A 22,085-nucleotide genomic window follows, 5' to 3' on the forward strand; every position below is an offset into this window, starting at 1 on the left:
CAGTCCTGTGGCCCTGCTGCCTACCGTGGGTTCTTCCGCCCTGCCGCCCCACCAGCTCGGTGATCCAGGCGGGTGCGTACGGAGACGTGCAGCCCGGGGGCGTCGGGTAGTCCTTGAGCACTTCCAGGCGCTCACCGATGGCGATCGCGCGGGCGCGGTGCCCGGGGTGTTCGATGCCGATCTGGGCCAGGCAGTGGTTCATGGCCCACTGCAGGCGGTCCGGGGCGTCCTTCATCTCCGCCTCGATGACGTCGAGCAGCGCCGCGAGGTCGAGTCCCTCGGGCTTCTTCGCCACGCGTTCGGTGGTCAGCGCCCAGCCGGCACTGGCGACCACAGGGTCCGGATCGGCGGTCCAGGCGACGCGCAGCTCCTCGGCGTGCGGGCTCTTCTTCACCACGTAGTTCACGAGCCAGTCGTGCACCTTGGGCGCGCGGGCCTCGCGGAGCATGGCGTCCAGCTTCTCGCGCCCGAACGCCTTCGGGCGGCAGATCAGGAGCGCCAGCAGCCTTGCCGCGGTGTCCCCTGTCTCCCAGAGCTCGCCCGCGAGTTCCTGCTGCGTCTTCAGCCGCTTCGCGAGCGCCCGCAGCTTGCCCAGGTTCACCCCGTGATCGTCGCCGTGCTTCTCGTTGACCGCGCGCGCCTTGGGGTCGTCGAGCGTGGCGAGCTCGGCCCTCACCTGGGCCACTGTCGTCCCGGTCACCGGAACCTCCCGTTCCTCGCCTACGGGATTCAGCCTACGGGCGGAGGCATTCTCCAGCCTGCTCGTGCCGGTGAATCGCGTCGAGCGGGAGGACGGGAAGCCGTAGCGTGGGCCCGTTGCGCACCCGAACCTAGGACTGACCACCCATGGGCAAAACCACCGCCGTGCCCCACACGAAGAAGTTCTACCTCGCCTATGGGGTGGTCGGTGCGTCAGCTCTGGCCGCCGCCTTGTGGATGTGGGCCGTCAGCAGTGGCGCGACACGTGAGGACCGGTTCGGGCCCGAGATCCCCGGTGCGTCCTGGGGGGCGCTCCTCGTGGCGGCGATCGTGGTCGCCGCCGTCGCGGGCGGCTTCATCGTGCTCACCCGCCCTGTCCCGCGCGTCCTGCGCTGGGCGGTCTCACTCACCGCGGCGATCTCCGCCGGCACGGTCAGTCCGATCGCGATGCTGCTCCTGATCCGGCCGTCGCTGCCTGCCCTCCTGGTGGCGGCGGGCGTTCTGGGTATGGGCGTCGCCGGGGCAGGCGCGGTACGCGCCCCGTCCCTACGGGATTCCGCATCCGGAGCCCGCCAGGCCGCTTGACGACTGTCGGCTTGCTGCCGGAGATCGGTTCGCGAGGCGCGTGCGGGAATCGACGGGGAGATCCGGACGGTGGGGCGCTCAGAGAGAGCCTTCAGCGGTCGGCCGGTCTCCGAACCGAAGCAGCAGCTCCGAACCCGAGCTGCGGTATGGCATGATCCGGGCCCGGGCTCTCAGTCCTCGGGAGTCGATGGCCGCCATCGAGCAAGTACGGGGAGAGACACATGGGACAGCCTCATCTGCCGAGCACCGAGGCCGCCGTCGCCGCAGTCCGTGAGGTGGCGAGCTCGCTCAACCTGGAGATGACCGTCACCGACGACATCGGTGCCGACCAGACCTCCCGCCGCACCTCCGCCGGGGCGTTCGCCGTGCTCGACACGGACGGCTCGCTTCCGCACGAGGCGTTCATCGAGCTGGGCGGGGCGCCCGCCGTCACCGTCCAGGTCTTTCCCGAGGACGACGCGAAGATCACCGTCGACGGAGTGGAGTTCGAGGACGTCCCCCGCGACTCCGTGCCCGCGTTCCTCCGCTCCGTGTACGGCGGCATCGCGTACGTGAAGGGGAGGTTCTTCCCGCCCGGCCAGTGGCTCGTCGTTCCGCTGCCCGGTGACGAGACGTACAAGGAACTCGTTCCGCGCACGATGCTCAGCCCCTGGCTGGCCCGCAACTTCCGCGGCTGAGCGTGGCGCTCCGCTGGAAGGCGTGGCGAAGCGGCAGGAAGTCACGGGCCGTCAGCTTCCTCGCGTGCGCGAGGAGTTGACGTACCCCCTACAATCCTGCGGTGATCACGCCGACCGGCGTGCCCGAGAGGATGGGCGAGTTGACCACGTACATACCGGGGCACAGACCCCGGCCGAACGCCGGCGCCACGAACTGGCGGGTGGCAGCGTGTCGTTGAGCGATGACAGACGGCAGGCGGCGACCGTGGCCGACCTCCCCGGGCCGCTGGCGAAACTGCTCTGGCGGCAGCACACCGTCTACCGCGAACGCGGCGGCACCGTGGTGATCCGGGGCGAGGACGCCGGCCGGTGGATCAGTCTCGCCCCGCACGGGTCCGGCCGGGTGAGGCTCCGGGCCGGCCGCATCCTGGACGGCGGCACCACCGCACCGGCCCGCGCCGAGACCACCGTCCCCCTCGACGGCGACCTCGCCCGCCTCGCGGCCTGCTGCCGGGGTCTGCTGGCCGAGACGGCCGGCGCGAGGGAGGCCGAGGCGCGTGCGGCCTCACCGACACGGACCACCCGGCCGCGGCCGGATTCCCGGCAGGGCAGGCGCAGGCGGGGCGCGACCGTCCTGGTGTGGGCCGCGGCTGTCGTCGTCGGGCTGATCGCCGTCTCCGTGTTCGGCTGAACCGAGTGACGGGAGGCGTGGCCAGTGGCGTACGTTCCCTGTCCATGACGGACATCGACGCGCTCACCGGCCTGTTCGAGACGCTGGGGGCCGACGACGCATTGGGCTGGGCCGAGTCGGAGGCCGAGGAGAACATCCCTCAGCTGGCCCGGTTCAGGTTCCTGCGCATGGCGTGGCAGGACATCGACGCGTGGAGTTCAGCCGCTCCCGACTGGGTCGAGGCATACCGGAAGAGCAGCGCGGCGAGCGGGGCCGTCGAGCGCGCGCTGCGGCTCGGACTGACACCCGCGGAACTGGGCGAGATAGCCCGGGAGGTGGCGAAGGAGACCGCGTTCGGCCTCCTCCACGGGCTGGACGATCCCGCGGACGGCGATCTTCCGCCCGGGACCGTGGCGCAGTTGCCCGGCTGGTGTCTGGCGGAACTGTCGCCGGAGGGCGAGCCGACCGGGCGGATTCTGGGCGCGCTCCACGAAGACCTGGACGAAGCGGAGCCGCAGGGCCCGTCCGGAGGTGCCCGGTGACCGCGTTCGACGCGAGTGAGCGGCGGATCCGGGACGGGCGGGCAGAAAGCGGTGCCCGCACCTTCGCGGTGCTCGCTCATGGGAAGGCGTAGCCGTACGGACGCACAGAGCCCGGACGGCTGAACCGTCCGGGCTCCGGGTGGGGTCCGCGGTCAGTTCCCGCTGACCGTGACCTTCTCGTCGTTGTTGAGCTGCTCGACCAACTGCTTGACCTTGGCCTTGTCCCAGAGGAGGTTGCCGCCCGAGGAGCCGGAGATCGGGATGTTCAGCGACGCGCCGTCGCCGCCCGTGACACCCTTCATCGCGAAGAACATCTGGCCCAGGTCCCAGAGGGACATGTCCTTGTCGACGATGAGGGTGTCCAGGCCCGCGCCCATCGTCGGGTACAGCTTGAACGGGTTGATGATCGTCGAGAAGGTCGCCGTCTGGCTCGCCAGCGCCGCGAGGAACTTCTGCTGGTTCTTCGTACGGTCCAGGTCGGACGTGAACGCGTGGCGGGTGCGGACGAAGGCCAGGGCCTCCTGGCCGTTCAGGGTCTGCTTGCCGGCCGGGAAGTCGGCGCCGGAGTACTTGTCCTTGAACGCCTTGGGGATGTCCAGCTCCACGCCGCCGATCGCGTCCACGATCTTGGCGAAGCCGCCGAAGCCGATCTCGACGTAGTGGTCGATGTGCAGCCCGGTGTTGAACTCGACGGTACGGACGAGGAGCTCGGGGCCGTCCTCGGCGTACGCGGCGTTCAGCTTCGTCGTACGGCCCTTGCCCTCGTACTTCTTGCCGGACTCGGAACCGACGAACGAGGGGATCTCGACGTTCGAGTCACGGGGCAGCGAGACCAGCGTCGGGCCGTTCGAGCCGTCGTGCAGGATCATCATCGAGTCGGTCCGCTTGCCCTCGGCGGAACCGGTGTGGAGCCTCTTCTTGTCCTCGGACGTCATGCCCGCGCGGCTGTCGGAGCCGACGATCAGGTAGTTCGTGCCGTCGCCCGCCTCCGGACGCTCGATGACCTTGGAGAGGTCGACCTCGCGCTTCAGCTTGGAGTCGGCCCAGAAGTACGTGCCCACGGAGACGGCGAGCACCACGACCACGAGGCTCAGCGCGCCGATCTTGATCCGGCGGCGCCAGTCGGGCGCTGCCGCCGGGCGGCCCTGGACGTATCCGCCGTCGCCGGGTCCGCCGCCGTGACCGCCACCGCCGCGACCGCCGCCGTAGACCTCTCCCGTGTTGTAGCCGCTGTCGCACTGAGGGGGGTCGCCGTAGCCGCCGGGCTGCTGCGGCACCTGCGGCGGCCTCGGCGGCGCGGGGCGCTGCTGGGGCGGGGCGGGGCGGCGCTGGACATGCGGCATCGAGCGGGCGCCTTCGGGCCGGTCGCTCCCGCTGCCCTGCCCGTAGCGGTTTCCGCTGCGGTTGTCGTCGGTCCAGCCCTCGGGCCAATCGTTCATGCGATCCAGTGTGCAGGTCCGGGCCACCGCTCTTACAGGGGGTGAGGGAAATCGGACCAGGGCTGTTGCGAAGCTGATGCATTGCGACGGGCTTCGGGCCCCCGCATAAGGTGGAGGGCATGACAGATCAGGCCCCGCGCCCGGAGGGCGACATTCCGGGCAAGCCGACCGCGGCCTCCCGGACCACCCTCAGCCACATCATGACCGGCAGCGACACGAATCTGCTGGGTACGGTGCACGGTGGCGTGATCATGAAACTGGTCGACGACGCGGCGGGCGCGGTGGCCGGCCGGCACTCCGGTGGGCCCGCGGTGACGGCCTCGATGGACGAGATGGTCTTCCTGGAGCCGGTCCGCGTCGGTGACCTTGTTCACGTCCGTGCCCAGGTGAACTGGACCGGCCGCTCCTCCATGGAGGTCGGGGTCCGGGTCATGGCCGAGCGCTGGAACGAATCGACCCCCGCCTCCCAGGTCGGCAGCGCGTATCTGGTCTTCGCGGCGGTCGACGGGGACGGAAAGCCGCGCCGGGTGCCGCCCGTGATCCCGGAGACGGAGCGCGACAACCGGCGCTACCAGGAGGCGCAGATCCGGCGCACCCACCGGCTGGCCCGGCGCCGCGCGATCAAGGAACTGCGCGAGAAGCGCGCGGCCGAGGGCATCGAGGACTGAGAGCCGCCACGGCCAGCCACGAGCCGCCACGGCTGGCCACGCGCAGCTACGAGCCGCCACGGCCGGCCACGCGCAGCTACGGGCAGACCACCTCGTCGCCCTTCACCGCGCCGAACCTGCCCGGATCCGGCTCCGCGGCCCGGACCCGCTCGACCTTCCGGTAGTCCGCCCCCGCGGTCACGTTCATCGTGCTGCCCTGCCCGGTCACGGCCCGCAGCTCCGCCCCAGGGAGCGCCGCCGCCAGGGTCCTCGCGGACCGGTCCCAGCGCGGGTCGTACGTGACCAGGGTGCGCTTCACGTCGCGCTGCGGTGCGGTCAGCGGGGCGCGGGTGGTGTCGAAGCCCGTGGCGTGCAGCGCGGTGTCGACCATGGTGCCGAGCCCGTCCCTCGGGGTTCCGTTGTAGACCTGGATCCGGATCTGCTTCGGCGGGATGTCGACCTTCTTCGCCGGGGCCTCCTGGGGCCGGGCCGCGGTGAGCGGTTTGTCGTCGCGCAGCGCCTGGAACAGCTGCTTCGACTTCCGCGGATCCCATTTGACGGTCGAGCCGATGCCCTTGACCTGGTACGCGACGTCGCCCATCGGCACGGACGTGAATTCGGACGAGGCGGCGGAGAAGCCCCGCATCGCCTGGCCGAGCTCCAGCATCCGGTCCGTACCGAAGCCCCTGTCGGCGCGCACCGACCTCAGCATCGTCGAGGCGACGTCACGGAACTTCACCGGGTTCAGCAGCACCCCGCTGCTCGTCGCCTGCTTGATCAGCGAGGCCATGAACTTCTGCTGGCGCTGCATGCGGCCCAGGTCGGCGGCGCCGTCGATGTGCCGGGAGCGCACGTACTGGAGCGCCTGCCCGCCGTTCAGCTCGTGGGTGCCGGCCGCGAGGTCGAGGCCGGTGTACGAGTCCTTCATCGGCCGGGCCGTGCAGATCTTCACCCCGCCAAGGGTGTCGACCGTCGTCATGAAGCTGGTGAAGTCGACCTCCAGATAGTGGTCGATCTTGACGCCCGTCATGTGCTCGACGGTCCGGACGGTCAGATTCGGCCCGCCCTCGGCGTAGGCGGCGTTCAGCTTCACCGGGTGGGCCGCGTGCTCCTTGCCCGTCGTCCCGTCCCGGTGCTCGGGGATCTCGGCATAGCTGTCGCGCGGCAGGCTCACGACGCTGGCGCGCTTCTTGTCCGCGGACAGATGCACCAGCATGATCGTGTCGGTGCAGTGACAGGGTGCGCCGCCCAGCCGGTACGTGCTCTTCTCGTCCTTGGTGATCTTGTCGCGGCCGTCGGTGCCGACCAGCAGCAGATTCATGCCGCGGCCCCCCGTGGGCCGGTTCTTCATGTCCTTGAACGGGTCGATCCGGTCGATCCCGGACTCCAGATCCGTGACGACGGCATGGCCGATGCCGCCCGCGCCGAGCACCAGCACGGAGAGCGTGGTCGCCATCCGCATGCCCCAGCGCGGTCTCTCGTCCTTCTTCGTGGGTCGTACGCGCCGCGGGGGAGCGGCGCGGGGCCTCGGCGGACGGGGGGAGCGATGCGGTGTGGGCACGGGGGGACACCTCCGCGGTGCGAGGGGGACCGTTCGCACGGTAGGCCCATACGATCTGCATCCCGGTAAGCACGTGGGCGGCGCGCGCCGCTGTCCCCCGTTCGCGGTAACGTGGCGGCCGAATAACGCCGCCTGGTGGGGTGCGAGACCCCCGGCGCTCCCGAGGACTCCCCGAGGACCACATGTCTGCCGCGCAGCCCACCGCCGTCTCCGTGATCATGCCGGTACTCAACGAGGAGCGGCATCTCCGGAACTCCGTCCGGCACATCCTGGAACAGGAGTACGACGGTGAGATGGAGGTGGTGATCGCGCTCGGCCCGTCCACGGACCGTACGGACGAGATCGCCGCCGAGCTGGTCGCCGAGGACCCCCGGGTCCACACCGTGCCGAACCCCACCGGCCGCACCCCCGCCGCGCTCAACGCCGCGATCAAGGCCTCCCACCACCCCGTAGTGGTGCGCGTCGACGGCCACGGCATGCTGTCGCCGAACTACATCGCGACCGCCGTCCGGCTCCTGGAGGAGACCGGCGCGCAGAACGTCGGCGGCATCATGCACGCCGAGGGCGAGAACGCCTGGGAGGACGCCGTCGCGGCGGCCATGACGTCGAAGATCGGCGTCGGCAACGCGGCCTTCCACACCGGCGGCCAGGCGGGTCCGGCCGAGACCGTCTACCTGGGCGTGTTCCGCCGGGAGGCCCTGGAACAGGCCGGCGGCTACAACGTCGAGTTCATCCGGGCCCAGGACTGGGAGCTGAACTTCCGCATCCGTGAGGCCGGCGGCCGGATCTGGTTCTCGCCCGAGCTGCGCGTGCAGTACCGCCCGCGCCCCTCCGTGCGGGCGCTCGCCAAGCAGTACAAGGACTACGGCCGCTGGCGGCACGTCGTCGCCCGCTACCACTCCGGCTCCATCAACCTGCGCTACCTCGCCCCGCCGACCGCCGTCGTCGCGATCGCGGCCGGTCTCGTGGTGGGCGCCGCGGTCACCCCGTGGGCGCTCGTCGTCCCGGCCGGGTATGTCGCGGCCATCGTCGCCGGGTCCCTCCCGGCGGGCAGGGGCCTGTCACTGAAGGCCCGGGCGCAGATCCCGGTGGCGCTGGCGACGATGCACATGTCGTGGGGATACGGCTTCCTGACCAGCCCGCGCTCGCTGGCCAGGCGCGTCATCGCCAGCCGCCGCCCGGCACTCACCGAACCGGGCACACCGGTGGCCTGAGCGCTCCGCGCGCAAGCGGGCACGTACCAAAAGCGCATCGGACAGCCCACCCGCCGCGGCGGGTGGGCTGTCCGCGTCAGCGGGTGGGCTGTCCGCGTCAGCTCTTCCCGTCCCACCGGTAGACGGAGTAGACGTCCATGCACTTGCCCTCGTCGGCGGCGTTCAGATCATCGGCGCCCTCCGGGAGCTCACCCGCCTCCGCCGCCTTCGGAGCCTCGTACACGGTCCCGTCGCGCCAGTCCGCTCCGACGACGAGCGTCAGCCCGCCGGCCTTCGGGTCGGCCTTGACGGCTGCCGTCGGCAGTCCGAGCGCCTTGGCCACGGAGGCCGCGTCCGCCTTGCCCTGATCGCCGTCCTCCTGCGCGTAATGCACGACCGTTTGCTTGCGCGGCTCCGCGGTCCGCGAGGCCTTGGCCAGGTCGAAGCCCTTGCCGTTCAGCATCCCGGCGACCTCGGAGGCCCGGCCGTCCCGGGGCGCCTGGCCGAGGCCCGTGCCGTTGACCACCGTGACGTCGAGCGTGCCCGGCGCCGCCGCGGGCGGACCGGCCGGTGTCGCGGATGCGGAGGCCTTCGCCTTCGGCTTGCCGTTCTTGTCGAAGGCGACGTCGTCCCGGAGCATCTGCCACATCTGGTCGGCGGACTTCTCGATCGGCACGAGCCGGTTCTTGTCCTGCGACCACTCGGCCGTCGGGATCGTCGTCATGGTGATGCGGTTGATCGGCACGTTCTTCAGTTGCATCGACAGGTCGTAGAGCTTCTTGACCGTGCCGATCTCGTCGGAGACCTGGAGGGCCTTGGTGGCCGTCTCCGCGAGGTTCATCAGCCGGCCCGCGTCCGACCACGCGTTCTGCTTCTTCAGCGTGCGGAGCATCGAGTTCATGTACATGTGCTGGGCCTTGGCACGGTTCTGGTCGTTGCCGAACGCGTGCCGGGTACGCAGCCACTTCAGCGCGTCCTCGCCCGTCACCTTGGTGGTTCCCTCCGGGAGCTTGAGGCCGGAGCCGCCCGAGACCATCCGGGTCGGCCGGTCCCAGACGCCGGTCTTCACGCACACCTCGACGCCGCCGATGGCGTCCGCCATGGCCACCACACCGGCGAAGTCGATCATCACCCAGTGGTCGATGTAGACACCGGTGAGGTTCTCCCAGGTCGTCAGCGTGCAACCGGGCCCACCCCGCTGGAGCGATTCGTTGATCGGCTTGTTGACGGTCTCGGCGTACGACTGGCCTGTGTCCTCGTCCTTGCACTCGGGGATCTTGACGATGGTGTCGCGCGGGATGCTGACCAGGGAGGAGCTCTTCCGGTCCGCCGAGATGTGCAGCAGCATCTGGACGTCCGCCCGCGGTTTGTCGCCGACGCTGTCCTTGCTGCCGCCGAGCTTCACGTTCTCCGCGGTGTTGCGGCTGTCGGAGCCGATCAGCAGGATGTTGAGCGGCGTCTGGCCCATGGCGTTGGGCTCGGCCTTCTTCACACCGCTCTCGCCGCCGCTGCGCCCACTGCTGCGGATGTTGTTGTTGAGGTGCCGGTAGTACAGGTATCCGGCGGTGGCCGTCCCCAGTATCAGCACCGCCAACGTGAGGGCTATCCAGCGGAATATGCGGCGTTTACGGGACTTCTTGGCCGCCCGTTTACGCGACTTGCCGCGCCGGTGACCGCCGCCCCCGCTGTCGCCGCCCTCGCTTCCGGCGGCGCGCGGGGGCGGGCCGTCCCCGGTGCGGAGATCGCCGTCCCTCCCCGGGGCACGGCGGGCGTGCGGAGCCCGTGGTCGTGTCCCCTCCCCAGGCATGCTGCTCCGTCCCACCGGGACCCCCCCTGCTGTTCAGACTCGCGGTATCGCGCAGTGACCCGGTGTCACTTGGCGCACACTTCCTTGTCGGCGCTGGCCTTCGGAATGTCGATCTTCGCCGGACCGGTGATGGGGGTGCCCGCGCCCTTGAAGTCGGCCCCCAGTGTCAGCACCATCGCCTGCAGGCCCACGGCGTTCTTCGTGCCCGGCTTCATCGCCGTCGCCGGAAGCCCCATCATCTCGGCGAGGGCCCGGGCCTGGTCGGCCTGGTTCGGCGCGTACTCGAGTGTGGTCCTGGCGGTCTTCGCCGGGGCGTTGGCCTTGTTCGTGGACTTCAGGACACCCTTGTCGTTCTGCAGCCAGGTGACGGTCTGCTGGGCCCCGCCGGCGATCTCGCCGCCGTTGTAGACGTCGACGCGCACATCGGCCGCTGCCGCCTTCGTGCCCTTGAGCAGCGCGTTCTGCTTGCTCTTGGCGGCCTTCTTCTGCGCCGCGACCTCGGTCAGCGAGGTGTCCGCCTGCATCATCGAGAGCAGCTGGGGCGCCTTCACCGGGTCCACGACCACCGTGATCGGCTTCGGCTCGTCCGGGTTGTCGATGACCGGCAGCGTGACGAACGTGATGTTCTTCGTGTCGATCTTGGTGAGTTCCTTGGCGAGCGAGGTCAGCTTCGGCACCGAGCCGATGGCCTTGTCGACCGTCAGCGCCTTGGTCGCCGAGTCCGCCAGCTTGAACAGCTTCGTCGGGCTGGTCAGTGTGTCGTCCGACTTCATCTGCCGGATCATCGAGCCGATGAACTGCTGCTGGCCCTTGATCCGGTCGAGGTCGCTGCCGTTGGTGTAGGCGTGCCGGGTCCGTACGAACGCCAGCGCCTCCTCGCCCTCGACCTTGTGCGGGCCCGCCGGCAGGTCGAGGTGCGAATCCTTGTCCTTGACCGCGTGCGCCAGACAGATGTTGACGCCGCCGACCGCCGCGGACAGGGTCTTGACCGCGTTGAAGTCGACCATCATGAAGTGGTCGACCGTCAGGCCGGTGAGCGCCTTCACCGTGTCCATCGTGCAGCCCGGGTCACGGCCGTCCTGGCCGAGGCTGGTGTTGAACCGGACCTTCTGGGTGCCCGGGATGGCCTTCTCCGAGCCGTCCGCCTGCTTGGTCCTGCAGTCCGGGATGTTGGTGACGAGGTCGCGGGGGATGCTCATCGCCGTGGCGTTGGTGCGGTCCTCGGACACGTGGAACAGGATGTTGGTGTCGGCGTGGCCGGCACTGCCCTTGTCGCCGTAGCCCTCGTTGCCCTTGCCGGTGCGCTTGTCCGTACCGATGATCAATATGTTGAGGGGCGCGTTGGCGGTGACGACGTCCTTGTTGCCGCGGTCGCCGATGTCGACGGTGCTCAGGTTGCCGTTGAAGTGCTGGTACAGCCAGTACCCGCCGCCCGCGACGACGACGAGCAGGAAGGCCATCACGCCGCCCGTCCAGAAAAGCGCCTTCTTGCGGCGGGCCTTGGGGGCCTTGCGCTTGCGGCGGCCCGTGGTGTTCTCGGCGGAAGCGGCGGCCTCCTGGCCGCGCGTTCCGGAGGCCGAACGGCGGCCTTGTCGCGGCACCTGCTGACTGCGGCGCGTACCCTCGCCCGGCGTACCGCGGCGCTCGCCGTCGCCTTCACGGGCGGAACCTCCGCGCCCGGGACTCCGTGGGGCCGAAACCCCTGACGCCCTGCCCGAATCCGCTCCGGAATGGTTCAGTCGCAGTTCGTAGTCGCCGGTGTCCGGGTTGAGAACCCATTGGTCTGCGGGATCGATTTCTTCCGCCCGCCCACGGCCTTGTGCATCCACGGTCGCTTGAGTCCTCCGTCGGTGCCACGCGAGGCGCCTCCCCCGATAAGGCGCTCAGTCTTTCTCTCCGGAAGTGCGCGGCCTGATGGCCGCAAGCCCGGATCGCGTCACACTATCCGTCCCGTTCGCCGTCCAGCGACGGGCGTGACATATTGCACGGCCCTTACAACCGGGCATTCTTCCCATTGCACATCGAACGTCAATGTCCGCTTGGTCATTGCTTTACTGCTTGCACAGGTCGGTCGCCGCGTTGTTCCCCGAGTAGGTGGGTGTGGGAGTCGGGCCGGCGGCGTCGGCGGCGTCAGCGGTTTTTCCGTCGTCATCCTTCAGCCGGTCCGCGGGCACGACGGCGACCGGCTTGTCGTCACGCAGTTGCCTGAAGAGCTTGTCCGCCTCGGGTTGCACCAGTTCGTCCCGGTTGCGGTTGGCGGCGTACGGCTGCCGGGGGACGGTCAGGAACTGCACTTTGTCGGTCGGCACGTTGCGCATGCCGCGCACCAGGTCGTACAGGTCCTTCAAGCTGTCCAGCCCCGGATCGGTCGTCAGCGCCTTGGTGGCCGCGTCCAGCACCGGGTAGAGCCGGGTGGGATTGAGCAGGACCCCGTTGCTCTGGACCTTGTTCACCAGCGCGCCCAGGAACTGCTGCTGGCGGTCCATCCGGTCGGTGTCGCTGCCGTCACCGAGGGACTTGCGGGCCCTTACGTACCCGAGGGCCTGCTCGCCGTTGAGCTTCTGGCGGCCCGCGGGCAGTTCGAGGTGCGCGGCGCTGTCGTCGATCGGCTTCTTGAGGCAGATCTCGACCCCGTCCACCGCGTCGACCATGCTCTTGAAGCCGTTGAAGTCGACGACCATGTGGTGATCGACGCGGATGCCGGTCATCTTCTCGACCGTGCGGATGGTGCAGGCGGTCCCGCCGGACTCGAACGCCCAGTTGAACTGCGCGAACTGCGGCTTGCTGACGGTTTTGTCCGGCTTGTGGCACTCCGGGATGTTCACCATCAGATCGCGCGGGATGGACATGGCCGTGGCGCTTTTCCGGTTCGCGGCCAGGTGCAGCAGGATCGTGGTGTCCGAGCGCTGGCTGCCGCCGTCGTCGTGGCCGTACTTGCGGTTGTCCCCGGCCCGGCTGTCGGAGCCGATGAGCAGGATGTTCTGTGCGTCGTGGACGACGGAGGCGGGACGTTCCTTCTCGTACGCCCTGAGTTCGGCGGCCGCGGAGGTGTCCGTTTTGATGTTGCCGTCCAGCTTCTTGTACAGCCACCAGCCGGCGCCCGCCGCGATCAGCACGGCGAACGAGGCGCCGAGCGCCGTCCAGCGCACCCAGTGACGCCTGCGCCTGACGACGATGTCGAGGGCGGGGCCGACGCCGCCGGAGCCCTCCGGCGGCGCTCCGTGCGACGGCCCGCTGCCGGATCCGCTGCGCGTCTCACCACCCGGGGCCCCCGCCGGAGCCCCCGCCGGGGCGCCGGTCTCGCCGGGCTTCGCGCCGGGCGAACCGTCCGGTGCCCGGTCCTGGCCCCCGGCCGAGTCGTCGGGATCGGCCGGCGGGCCGGCGCTTTCGGTCACGTCTGCGTCCATCCTTCACGTTCGGCAGCGCGCTGGGGCCGCCGGTCGCACAAGTAGACGGCTGAACCTCACGCTTGGTTGTGCCCTGAGTGGTCCGTACCGCAGATCATGTCCCGGAGCCGGCGCAACGCCGGTAGGGCTCGGCCCATGCTGGGCCGGACGGGTGGCCCTTCGGCCGCTTGTCGTACCGGGGTGCCGGGGGCGCCCGTCCCGCCGGCCGTCACACGGTCCGCGTGACCCGCTCGCTCTCGACGCGCTCGGCCAGCTTCTCCTCGCCCAGCTGCCCGAGGTGCCGGCACAGCACCACGGAACCCCCGGTGGCGAGCGGCGCGAAGAGCCCGGCGCTGAGACCGTCCCAGGTGTCGTACGTACGCCCCGACAGCAGTCGCGACCCGGCGCCCAGGCCCAGAGCGTCACCGTCCGCACGCGCCCGCGCGACCAGCTCCGCCCCGGTGAACCCGGCGCCGCCCACCGTCAGCGCCGGGGCATCCGGGTCGACGGGCGCGAACGGGGCGAACCGGTCCCCCTGGCCCGGCACCTCGACGGCATAGTCCGCGAAGCCCTCCGGAGGCGCGGGGAACCGGCCGCCCATCGGGCGCAGCGCCAGCGCGATCCGCTCACCGCGGCAAGCCCGGGCGGCATCCAGGGTGTCCGGCCCGGAGACGACGAGATCGGCGGCAGCGGGATCCCCCTGGACATCGGCCACCACGCCGACCGAGGCACAGGCCAGCAGCCAGACCGCGGACTGCCAGTGCGCGGGCAGCAGCAGCGCGAGCCGGTCACCGGGCTCGGCGGCCAGGTCGCCCTGCAGCAGGTTGGCCGTCTTGGCCACCCAATTGGCGAAGGTGGCCACCGACAGTTCGACGCGCTCTCCGGTGGCGTCGTCGTAGAAAGTGACCATGGGGCGGGCCGGGTCCGCGGCGAGCGCGGAACGCAGCAGGTCGGCAGGGGTGCGGTCGCTGGCGTTCATTCGAGGAAGCGTACGCGGCGGTGCCGGCGGGAGCCGGGTACGGCGGGCGCCGGGGACACCGGTTCGGCAGACGAGCCGTCAATTCCCGCGAAAAGTCCCGGATGCCGGAGTGGTGCGCTTGTGCCAAGGATCATATGTATGCGTGCCTTCCTAGCATCCTCCATCGGTGTCACCTGCGTGGCAGCTCTCGCGCTGCCGCTCGCCGCGCCCGCGGGCGCCGCCCCCGACACCCCCGCCCATCCGGCCACCGCGGGATCCGTTCCCGCCGAGGCGTCCGAACCGGCCGGAGTGCCCGGTTCGACGCAGTCCCTGCCTCTGAATCCCCCGGCCGTCCCCTCCGATCGAGCCACCGGCGCCCCCGCGGGACAAGGGCTGCCCGAGCGCGACGTCCAGCCGTTCTCCCTGGTCGGCGTCGTCTGGGACGACGTGGACACCGAACTCCACGGCACCGCCCAGGTCCGCACCCGCGCCACCGGCACCGACCGCTGGTCCGACTGGCAGGACCTTCAGACCCACAACGCCGAGCACTCCGCCGACGCCGGGACCGCCGAGCGTGACGCGGGCGCCACCCGCGGCTCCACCGCCCCGCTCTGGGTCGGCGACTCCGACGGCGTCGAGGTCCGGGTGCGCCCCGAGACCCCCGGCCCCGCCGAATCCCCCGTACCGCTGCCCGCCGGTCTGCGCCTCGAACTCGTCGACCCCGGCAAGGACCCGCAGCAGATCCCGGACACCGACCTGGCCCAGACGTCCGGGACCGAGCAGGCGGAGACGTCCGAGACGTCCGAGACCGGCAGGGCGGAGATGTTCACCACCGGCGTGGCGGCCGCCGACCGTGCCGCCGCGCTCGCCACCACCGCGCTCGGCGCCTCCGTGCTCCCCGCCCTGAGCAGGGCCGCGACCGAGGAGGCCGCCGGCCTCGCACCCGCCGCCAAGCCGTACATCGGACCCCGGCCCCGGATCGTCACCCGCAAGGGCTGGGGCGCCGACGAAAAACTCCGCGAGAGCGGGTTCGCGTACACCAAGACCGTCAAGGCCGCCTTCATCCACCACAGCGCCACCGGCAACAACTACACGTGCTCCCAGGCGCCCTCGGTCCTGCGCGGCATCTACCGCTACCACGTCAAGAGCAGCGGCTGGCGCGACATCGGCTACAACTTCGCCGTCGACAAGTGCGGAAACATCTACGAGGGCCGCGCCGGAGGCGTGACGAAGGCCGTCATGGGCGCGCACACGCTCGGGTTCAACACCAACACCATGGGCATCGCCGTGCTCGGGACCTTCACCTCGTCGAACCCGCCGGCGGCCGCCGTCAACGCCGTCTCCAAGCTCACCGCCTGGAAGCTCGGCCTGTTCGGCGCCAACCCCAAGGGCAAGGTGACACTCACCTCGGGCGGCAGCAACAAGTACAAGAAGGGCAAGAAGGTCAAACTCAACGTCATTTCCGGCCACCGGGACGGATTCGCAACCGAATGCCCCGGAGCGCGTCTCTACAAGAAGCTCGGCACGGCCCGGACCGCTTCGGCCCGGCTGCAGGGCCGCTGACGCGAAAGGAGCCGCCACCCGGCGCCGGACGCGCCGGAGGCCTGCTGCGGGCTGCTGACCGGAGGACCCCTCCACCGGTCTGCATACACTGGCCAGCCAATCAGCTCACCAGGCCCGGCCCCAGCAGGAAGCAGAGACAGTGCTGTGACAGAGGCAAAAGAAGCGATTCTCCTGGTCGGCGGTAAGGGAACCCGGTTGCGCCCGCTCACGGTGCACACCCCGAAACCCATGGTCCCGGCAGCGGGCGTCCCCTTCCTCACGCACCAGCTCGCGCGTGCCCGGGCCGCCGGCGTCGAGCACATCGTCCTCGCGACGTCGTACCTGGCGGAGGTCTTCGAGCCGTACTTCGGTGACGGTTCGTCGCTCGGCCTCCACATCGAGTACGTCACCGAACGCGAACCGCTCGGCACCGGCGGCGCCATCCGCAACGTCGCCCAGCGGCTCACCTCGGGCCCGGACGAACCGGTCCTCATCTTCAACGGCGACATCCTCACCGGCCTCGACATCCGGGCCCTGGTCACCTCGCACGCCGACTCCGGAGCCGATGTCTCGCTGCACCTGACCCGGGTCGAGGACCCGCGCGCCTTCGGCCTCGTGCCGACGGACGACACCGGCCGGGTCACCGCCTTCCTGGAGAAGCCGCAGACGCCCGAGGAGATCGTCACCGACCAGATCAACGCGGGGGCGTACATCTTCCGCAGGTCGGTCATCGACACCATCCCGGCAGGCCGCCCGGTTTCCGTGGAACGCGAGACCTTCCCCGGACTCCTCGCCGACGGCGCGCACCTCCAGGGCATGGTCGACTCGACGTACTGGCTGGATCTCGGCACTCCCCAGGCGTTCATACGGGGCTCCGCCGACCTGGTCCTCGGCCGCGCCCCCTCCCCGGCCGTCCCCGGCCGGTGCGGCGACAGCCTCGTCCTGCCGACCGCCTCCGTCGCCCCCGACGCCAAACTCTCCGGCGGTACGGTGATCGGCGCCGACGCCGTCATCGGCGCGGGCGCCAGGATCACCGGCTCCGCCGTGCTCGAGGGCGCCTTCGTCGAACCGGGCGCGGTGATCACGGACTCCCTGGTCGGCGCGGGTGCCAGAATCGGCAGCCGTACGGTGCTGGCGGGCGTGGTCGTCGGCGACGGGGCCGAGGTCGGGGCCGACAACGAACTGCGCGACGGCGTGCGCGTCTGGTGCGGGGCCCACCTGCCCGCCGCGTCGGTCCGGTTCTCCTCGGACGAATGACCGGACCGGCCACCGCCTCGCGGACTCCCCGGGTGGCCGGAAACAGTCGTACCCTCGACAGGCACCCCCGACTACCGAGGACCTCACCCGTGGCAGGACGTTTCGCTCCCCGCAGTGCCCCGCGCGCGACCGTCCCGCACCAGGCGGCGGCGACGCCCGTACCGGCGCCGCTGACCCGCGACTGGACCCCCGAGGGCCCGCTCGACCTGCGGCTCGTCCTCGGCCCGCTGCGCCGCGGCCCCGCCGACCCCACGTTCCGGATGTCCGCCGACGGCTCCGTACGCCGGGCCAGCCGCACCCCCGCGGGCCCGGGCACGCTCCACGTCGTCGCCCGCGGGGGCCGGATCGAGGCGGCGGCCTGGGGGCCCGGGGCGTCCTGGCTGCTGGACCAGCTGCCGAACCTGCTGGGCGCGTCGGACGACCCGTCGGCCTTCACCCCGCGCCACCGGCTGCTCGCCGTGACCCACCACCGCCGCCCCGGCCTGCGCCTGCTGCGCACCGGTCTGGTGCTGGAGTCGCTGATCCCCTCGATCCTGGAGCAGAAGGTCACCACGGACGAGGCGTACCGCGCCTGGCGGCTGCTGGTGCGTACGTACGGGGAACCGGCGCCCGGCCCGCAGGAGTACGGCCTCTACGTCATGCCGGACGCCCGCACCTGGTCGCTGATCCCGTCCTGGGAGTGGCACCGCGCGGGCGTCGACAGCAAGCGCTCGGCGACGATCCTGCGCGCGGTCCGGGTGGCCCGCCGCATGGAGGAGGCCGCCGCCATGGCGCTGACGGACGCCATGACCCGCCTTCAGGTGATCCCCGGCATCGGCCCCTGGACGGCCGCCGAGACCCTGCAACGGGCGACCGGCGCGGCGGACGCGGTGACGGTCGGCGACCTCCACCTCCCCGGAATCGTCGGCCACGCGTTGGCCGGCAACCGGAACGCGGACGACGAGGAGATGCTGGCGCTGCTCGCCCCGTACGAGGGCCAACGCCACCGCGCCACCCGCCTGATCATGCTCTCCGACAACCTCCCACCCCGCCGAGCCCCCCGCATGCAACCACGCAACATCGCCCGCCTGTAAGCGCCCCGAGCATGCCAAGCCCGCCCCGCTCTCTCGCGGGCCTGTCCGGGCACATCAAGCCCGTGGGGGTCCCCCCGGACGAAGTCTGGGGGAGATTGAGGACCGGGGTCCGGGGCAGAGCCCCGAACCCAGCCCCGCCGGACCCTGAGGCGCCGGGGCCCGGGGGCAGCGCCCCGGTTTCGGGAAGGGGCGGGTAGGGGAAAAGGCCCGCCGCACGCGCACACGCACCACCCCCGGGCCACCGCCTCACCGCACCGCGACGAACCCCTCCACCGCGCGCCCCCCACGCGGCACCGGCGCCGTCACCGCGCGCCCCACCGCCACCGCCCCCAGCGGATCCCACGACGCAGGCAACGACAGCACCTCCCGCACGACGTCCCGGCAGAACATCGTCGAGGACACCCACGCGGAACCGAGCCCCTCGCCCGCCAGCGCCACCAGGAAGTTCTGGATCCCGGCCCCCGCCGCGACCACGAACATCTCGCGCTCCGCCCCGTCCCGCCGCGCGTCCCCGTACGTGTGGGAGCCGTCCATCACCATGCACGGCACCGCCAGATACGGCGCCCGGCGCAGCACATCGCCCCGCCGCACCCGCTGGGCGATCGACTCCTCGCTCTTGCCGTCGCGCCGCAGATCCGCGATCCACGCGTCCCGCATCGCGTCCAGCAGCCGGGTCCGGGACTCCCGCGACTCCAGCAGGACGAACCGCCAGGGCGTCGTGTGGTGCGGCGCCGGTGCCGTCACCGCCGCGGCCACGGCGCGCCGCACCGACCCCGGGTCCACCGGCTCGTCGGTGAACTCGCGGACCGTACGCCGCTGGGTCACCGCTTCCCGTACCGCCTCGGACGTCCCCAGCCGGAACATGTCGTCCGCCGCGATCCGCACCATCGCCCGGGCCCCGGCGGCGTCGGCCGGGTCCATGACGTGGCCGAGGCCGCGCACCACCGCCACCGGCAGCCCGTCCGCCTTGCCCTTGACCAGGTCACCGGCCGAGGCCAGCTCGTCCGCGGTGGCGACCACGGTCGCGCTGAGCGGATTGCCGTACGCGTCCCTGCCGCCCCGCAGATCGTCCAGCACCCGCACCCCCGCCGCGCCGATCGCGACATCGGTCAGCCCGTTGCGCCAGGGCCGCCCGAAGGTGTCCGTGACGACGACGCCGACGTCGACACCGAGGGTGTCCCGAAGCCCTTCCCTGATCGCCCGCGCCGAGGCGTCCGGGTCCTCGGGCAGCAACAGGACGGTTCCGGCCGGGGTGTTCGACGCGTCGACCCCGGCGGCGGCCATGACCAGGCCCTGCCGGTTCTCCACGATCCGCAGCGTGCCGCGCCGCGCCACCACCCGTACCGTCTCGGCGTCGATCGCCGACTCCCGGTCGGCGGCCTCGACGATCCGGCCCTCCGCCTTGGAGACGATCTTCGAGGTGACGAGCAGGACGTCACCGTCGGCAAGCCCGGGATCGGTGGCGGCGATCAGTTTCGCGAGGTCGTCCCCGGCCCGCACCTCGGGCATTCCGGGCAGCGCCCACACCCGGTAGGAGGGAGCCGGACCGGCGGCGGTGCTCACGCCCGTACCTCCTCGGCCAGGGCCAGCGCCTGCCGCGCCATCTCGGCGGTGGCGGCGACGTCGGTCATCATCAGCGGGACGGAGCGGCAGCGGATGCCCGCGGACTCGACCGCGTCCACGGCGCCCGCGTCCACGGTGTCGACGAGCCAGCCGTCGAGCAGCCCGGAACCGTAGTGCTGGGCGACCGCCGCGGCCGTCGACTCGACGCCCACCGCGGCGAGGACCTTGTCCGCCATTCCGCGCACCGGCGCGTCGCCGACGATGGGGGAGAGGCCGACGACCGGCACCCCGGCCTCGGCGATGGCTTCCCGGATGCCGGGCACCGCGAGGATCGTCCCGACGGACACGACCGGGTTCGACGGCGGGAAGAGGATGACGTCGGCGCCGGCGATCGCCTCCAGGACGCCAGGAGCCGGCTTTGCCTGGTCGGCGCCGACGGGCACGATGGCCTGCGCCGGGACGGAGGCGCGCAGCTTCACCCAGTACTCCTGGAAGTGAATGGCCTTGCTCTCGCCGTCGACGTCGACCGCCACATGCGTCTCGATCCGGTCGTCGGACATCGGCAGCAGCCGGACCCCCGGCTTCCAGCGCGCACAGAGCGCCTCGGTCACGGCGCTCAGCGGATAGCCCGCGCCGAGCATCTGCGTACGGACGATGTGGGTGGCGAAGTCACGGTCGCCGAGCCCGAACCACTCGGGGCCGACGCCGTACGCCGCGAGTTCCTCCTTGACCTGGAAACTCTCGTCGGTACGGCCCCAGCCCTGCTCCTCGTTGATGCCACCGCCGAGGGTGTACATCACGGTGTCGAGGTCGGGGCAGACCTTGAGGCCGAACAGATGGATGTCGTCACCGGTGTTGCCGATCACCGTGATGTCCGCGTCGGGCGCGGCCTCCTTGAGGCCACGCAGAAAACGAGCACCACCGATACCGCCGGCCAGAACCACAATGCGCATGCGGACAGTTTGTCAGGCGGAGACCACCCGGTGGCGGCGGCCCGTCAGACGGCGGCGGGTACCGCGGCGCACTGCGCGGTGTGCATCGGCATGTCGGTCAGGCCGGGGTGGTAGACGTGGAGGCTGACGGCCGGTTCGAGGGAGTCGTTGACCACCTCGTGGACGTAGCCGGGGGCGAAGACGCGCTGCGCGCCGGAGCCCAGCGTCCGCTTCCCGCGGTCCGTACGCTCGGTCAGTTCGCCGTCCAGCACGGTGAGTACGCCGCAGGACAGGCCGTGGTCGTGCAGGCCGCTGCCCTGGCCGGGGACCCAGCTGAGCAGCCAGACCTCGTAGCCGGGTCCGGTACGGAGCCGGTGGTACCAGCGGGTGGTGGTGTCGTACTGGACGAGCGGGGCCCACTGGGAGCGGTCGGCGGCGATGGTGCGGGCGAGGCCGACGAATTCGGCCACCGTGGCGGGGTGCTCGCGGGCGGGGCGCAGGAGGTGCTGGACCTCGAGTAGGTCCCCGGCGATCTGGAGGTCGCTGTCGCTGTTCATGGGTGCGGTGGTTCCTCGGCAGGGTGCTGTGCGGATGCAGGGGTGTCGCAGGACCGGGGAACCAGGTGACCGCAGAGGCCGAAGGCCATGTGGGGAGGATCCGGGGGTCCGGGATGAGCCGTGTCGGGCTGGAGCGCGAGGGCTTCAACAGCTGAGACAGCTGGAACAGCAACAGCGAGCCTGGACAGCGCTGCGGAACCCACGGATGTGGGTGGCGCGCATCGCTGAGGTCACTGGCATGACATCAAGGAGAACCGGTGAACCTCCGACTGTCAACCCAATGCCCGATTTGGCGGCAATGTTTCACCTCATCCGGTTACTCCATGCGGAGAAAGGTTTATGCAACCCCGGTGCCGGAGAGGTGGCGCAACAACCGCTGCCGCAAACGCGGTAGTACTCCTGTGACCTGACTGTGATCTTGATCGCTTCGGTGATCGAATCGCAACGCGTCCGCCCTCCCGGGAGTCCCACCCTGTGGTGGGTGCGAGGGCGGCGAAGCCTGTGGCATATGTCAGGTTTTTGGTTATTTGCACACTTTACGCATACGCTTGGTTCCGCAGAGTGAATACCGGGCCCAATAGCAGATCTGAGCTTGACTGGCCTGAAGCTACACACTTGTAATTTCACTCGTGTCGTTCGGTCGATTCGATAACGGCCGCATCACGAGACGCAAGAGACAGACGAGGGGCGCACATGACCGAGCTGTTCCAGCAACTGCTGGTCGAGGACGCGGACGAGGAACTCGGCTGGCAGGAGCGCGCACTGTGCGCCCAGACCGATCCCGAGTCCTTCTTCCCCGAGAAGGGCGGTTCCACCCGCGAGGCCAAGAAGGTCTGTCTCGCCTGTGAAGTCCGGTCCGAATGCCTTGAGTACGCCCTTTCCAAGGACGAGCGCTTCGGTATCTGGGGCGGGCTCTCCGAGCGCGAGCGACGACGCCTCAAGAAGGCCGCGGTCTGACCCGGCTGCTTCCGGGCGCCTGGCCGGGCGCCTTCAGGGAACGCCGGCCGCTCCCGAGAAC

General features: G+C 70.8%; 19 protein-coding genes and 2 pseudogenes. 11 read left to right on the top strand and 10 right to left on the bottom strand.

Features of this window, described 5'->3' with window-relative positions; genetic code table 11:
- Positions 1-40 precede the first annotated feature (40 nt).
- A pseudogene (locus tag ABTX18_RS22085) lies at positions 41-700 on the bottom strand (DNA alkylation repair protein); the annotation flags it as partial.
- 146 nt (positions 701-846) lie between these two features.
- Between ABTX18_RS22085 and ABTX18_RS22090 the strand changes: the two are divergent.
- The 5 genes and pseudogenes from ABTX18_RS22090 (at position 847) to ABTX18_RS22110 (ending at position 3,152) form a co-directional block, all read left to right on the top strand.
- Positions 847-1,284, top strand: coding sequence for a hypothetical protein (locus tag ABTX18_RS22090; RefSeq protein ID WP_352124413.1), 438 nt, complete (start codon positions 847-849; stop codon positions 1,282-1,284).
- Between the two features lie 30 nt (positions 1,285-1,314).
- Positions 1,315-1,558 (top strand): annotated as a pseudogene (locus tag ABTX18_RS22095) (hypothetical protein); the annotation flags it as partial.
- The gene (locus ABTX18_RS22100; protein WP_352124414.1) at positions 1,506-1,961 is read left to right on the top strand and encodes a hypothetical protein; all 456 of its coding nucleotides are present in this window, start codon (positions 1,506-1,508) and stop codon (positions 1,959-1,961) included. The pseudogene ABTX18_RS22095 and the gene ABTX18_RS22100, both read left to right, overlap by 53 nt.
- 214 nt (positions 1,962-2,175) lie before the next feature.
- Positions 2,176-2,631 carry a hypothetical protein gene (locus tag ABTX18_RS22105; protein ID WP_352124415.1) on the top strand — a complete coding sequence of 152 codons (456 nt, stop codon included), beginning with the start codon at positions 2,176-2,178 and terminating at the stop codon, positions 2,629-2,631.
- Between the two features lie 44 nt (positions 2,632-2,675).
- Positions 2,676-3,152, top strand: coding sequence for a hypothetical protein (locus ABTX18_RS22110; protein WP_352124416.1), 477 nt, complete (start codon positions 2,676-2,678; stop codon positions 3,150-3,152).
- A gap of 152 nt (positions 3,153-3,304) precedes the next feature.
- Here ABTX18_RS22110 and ABTX18_RS22115 read toward each other — a convergent pair whose 3' ends face one another.
- The gene (locus ABTX18_RS22115) at positions 3,305-4,591 is read right to left on the bottom strand and encodes an LCP family protein (RefSeq protein WP_352124417.1); all 1,287 of its coding nucleotides are present in this window, start codon (positions 4,589-4,591) and stop codon (positions 3,305-3,307) included.
- A gap of 119 nt (positions 4,592-4,710) precedes the next feature.
- Here ABTX18_RS22115 and ABTX18_RS22120 point away from each other — a divergent pair, with 119 nt between their 5' ends.
- A complete protein-coding gene (locus tag ABTX18_RS22120) occupies positions 4,711-5,259 on the top strand; it encodes an acyl-CoA thioesterase (RefSeq protein WP_352124418.1) in 549 nt (182 codons plus the stop codon).
- Between the two features lie 76 nt (positions 5,260-5,335).
- Here the strand turns inward: ABTX18_RS22120 and ABTX18_RS22125 are convergent, their stop codons facing one another.
- Positions 5,336-6,799: an LCP family protein gene (locus ABTX18_RS22125; protein WP_503061185.1), complete on the bottom strand. Its 1,464-nt coding sequence runs from the start codon at positions 6,797-6,799 to the stop codon at positions 5,336-5,338.
- 182 nt (positions 6,800-6,981) lie between these two features.
- Here ABTX18_RS22125 and ABTX18_RS22130 point away from each other — a divergent pair, with 182 nt between their 5' ends.
- Complete coding sequence (locus tag ABTX18_RS22130) at positions 6,982-8,013, top strand: glycosyltransferase family 2 protein (RefSeq protein ID WP_352124419.1); 1,032 nt, start codon at positions 6,982-6,984, stop codon at positions 8,011-8,013.
- Between the two features lie 97 nt (positions 8,014-8,110).
- On the opposite strand, the gene ABTX18_RS22135 is transcribed toward ABTX18_RS22130, so the two are convergent.
- From ABTX18_RS22135 to ABTX18_RS22150, 4 genes are all read right to left on the bottom strand, one after another.
- Positions 8,111-9,586 carry an LCP family protein gene (locus ABTX18_RS22135; RefSeq protein WP_352124420.1) on the bottom strand — a complete coding sequence of 492 codons (1,476 nt, stop codon included), beginning with the start codon at positions 9,584-9,586 and terminating at the stop codon, positions 8,111-8,113.
- 278 nt (positions 9,587-9,864) lie between these two features.
- Positions 9,865-11,628 (bottom strand): LCP family protein, encoded by a 1,764-nt coding sequence (locus ABTX18_RS22140; protein ID WP_352124421.1) that lies wholly within the window; start codon positions 11,626-11,628, stop codon positions 9,865-9,867.
- 222 nt (positions 11,629-11,850) lie between these two features.
- On the bottom strand, positions 11,851-13,194 hold the full coding sequence (locus ABTX18_RS22145; RefSeq protein WP_503061186.1) for an LCP family protein: 1,344 nt from the start codon (positions 13,192-13,194) through the stop codon (positions 11,851-11,853).
- 220 nt (positions 13,195-13,414) lie between these two features.
- Positions 13,415-14,164, bottom strand: coding sequence for a TIGR03089 family protein (locus ABTX18_RS22150; protein WP_352124423.1), 750 nt, complete (start codon positions 14,162-14,164; stop codon positions 13,415-13,417).
- A 138-nt stretch (positions 14,165-14,302) separates the two neighbouring features.
- Between ABTX18_RS22150 and ABTX18_RS22155 the strand changes: the two genes are divergently transcribed.
- The 3 genes from ABTX18_RS22155 to ABTX18_RS22165 all read left to right on the top strand — a co-directional run bounded on the left by ABTX18_RS22155 (position 14,303) and on the right by ABTX18_RS22165 (position 18,015).
- Positions 14,303-15,706, top strand: a complete 1,404-nt coding sequence (locus ABTX18_RS22155; protein WP_352124424.1) for a peptidoglycan recognition protein family protein — start codon at positions 14,303-14,305, stop codon at positions 15,704-15,706.
- Between the two features lie 144 nt (positions 15,707-15,850).
- A complete protein-coding gene (gene manB / locus ABTX18_RS22160) occupies positions 15,851-16,942 on the top strand; it encodes a mannose-1-phosphate guanylyltransferase (RefSeq protein ID WP_352124425.1) in 1,092 nt (363 codons plus the stop codon).
- Between the two features lie 89 nt (positions 16,943-17,031).
- Positions 17,032-18,015 (top strand): DNA-3-methyladenine glycosylase family protein, encoded by a 984-nt coding sequence (locus tag ABTX18_RS22165; protein WP_352124426.1) that lies wholly within the window; start codon positions 17,032-17,034, stop codon positions 18,013-18,015.
- A 246-nt stretch (positions 18,016-18,261) separates the two neighbouring features.
- Here ABTX18_RS22165 and ABTX18_RS22170 read toward each other — a convergent pair whose 3' ends face one another.
- From ABTX18_RS22170 to ABTX18_RS22180, 3 genes are read right to left on the bottom strand one after another with little or no spacing between them, the layout of a single operon-like run.
- A complete protein-coding gene (locus ABTX18_RS22170) occupies positions 18,262-19,578 on the bottom strand; it encodes a coenzyme F420-0:L-glutamate ligase (RefSeq protein ID WP_352124427.1) in 1,317 nt (438 codons plus the stop codon).
- Positions 19,575-20,531: a 2-phospho-L-lactate transferase gene (gene cofD, locus ABTX18_RS22175; protein ID WP_352124428.1), complete on the bottom strand. Its 957-nt coding sequence runs from the start codon at positions 20,529-20,531 to the stop codon at positions 19,575-19,577. The genes ABTX18_RS22170 and cofD overlap by 4 nt, the downstream gene beginning before the upstream one ends.
- Before the next feature lie 44 nt (positions 20,532-20,575).
- Entirely contained in the window at positions 20,576-21,067 is a 492-nt protein-coding gene (locus ABTX18_RS22180; RefSeq protein ID WP_352124429.1) for a cysteine dioxygenase, read from the bottom strand.
- A gap of 693 nt (positions 21,068-21,760) precedes the next feature.
- Between ABTX18_RS22180 and ABTX18_RS22185 the strand changes: the two genes are divergently transcribed.
- Positions 21,761-22,024 carry a WhiB family transcriptional regulator gene (locus tag ABTX18_RS22185; RefSeq protein WP_018103995.1) on the top strand — a complete coding sequence of 88 codons (264 nt, stop codon included), beginning with the start codon at positions 21,761-21,763 and terminating at the stop codon, positions 22,022-22,024.
- The last annotated feature ends 61 nt before the right edge of the window (positions 22,025-22,085 follow it).

The organism is Streptomyces sp. NPDC096323 (assembly GCF_040302845.1).
Taxonomy (GTDB): domain Bacteria; phylum Actinomycetota; class Actinomycetes; order Streptomycetales; family Streptomycetaceae; genus Streptomyces.

What these genes read in the sequence shown, in the direction of transcription:
- ABTX18_RS22120 (WP_352124418.1), top strand. Translation starts at nt 4,711, where the DNA reads ATGACAGATCAGGCCCCGCGCCCGGAGGGCGACATTCCGGGCAAGCCG.
- ABTX18_RS22110 (WP_352124416.1), top strand. Translation starts at nt 2,676, where the DNA reads ATGACGGACATCGACGCGCTCACCGGCCTGTTCGAGACGCTGGGGGCC.
- ABTX18_RS22180 (WP_352124429.1), bottom strand. Translation starts at nt 21,067, where the DNA reads ATGAACAGCGACAGCGACCTCCAGATCGCCGGGGACCTACTCGAGGTC.
- ABTX18_RS22130 (WP_352124419.1), top strand. Translation starts at nt 6,982, where the DNA reads ATGTCTGCCGCGCAGCCCACCGCCGTCTCCGTGATCATGCCGGTACTC.
- ABTX18_RS22090 (WP_352124413.1), top strand. Translation starts at nt 847, where the DNA reads ATGGGCAAAACCACCGCCGTGCCCCACACGAAGAAGTTCTACCTCGCC.
- ABTX18_RS22100 (WP_352124414.1), top strand. Translation starts at nt 1,506, where the DNA reads ATGGGACAGCCTCATCTGCCGAGCACCGAGGCCGCCGTCGCCGCAGTC.
- cofD (WP_352124428.1), bottom strand. Translation starts at nt 20,531, where the DNA reads ATGCGCATTGTGGTTCTGGCCGGCGGTATCGGTGGTGCTCGTTTTCTG.
- ABTX18_RS22115 (WP_352124417.1), bottom strand. Translation starts at nt 4,591, where the DNA reads ATGAACGATTGGCCCGAGGGCTGGACCGACGACAACCGCAGCGGAAAC.
- ABTX18_RS22155 (WP_352124424.1), top strand. Translation starts at nt 14,303, where the DNA reads ATGCGTGCCTTCCTAGCATCCTCCATCGGTGTCACCTGCGTGGCAGCT.
- ABTX18_RS22185 (WP_018103995.1), top strand. Translation starts at nt 21,761, where the DNA reads ATGACCGAGCTGTTCCAGCAACTGCTGGTCGAGGACGCGGACGAGGAA.
- ABTX18_RS22150 (WP_352124423.1), bottom strand. Translation starts at nt 14,164, where the DNA reads ATGAACGCCAGCGACCGCACCCCTGCCGACCTGCTGCGTTCCGCGCTC.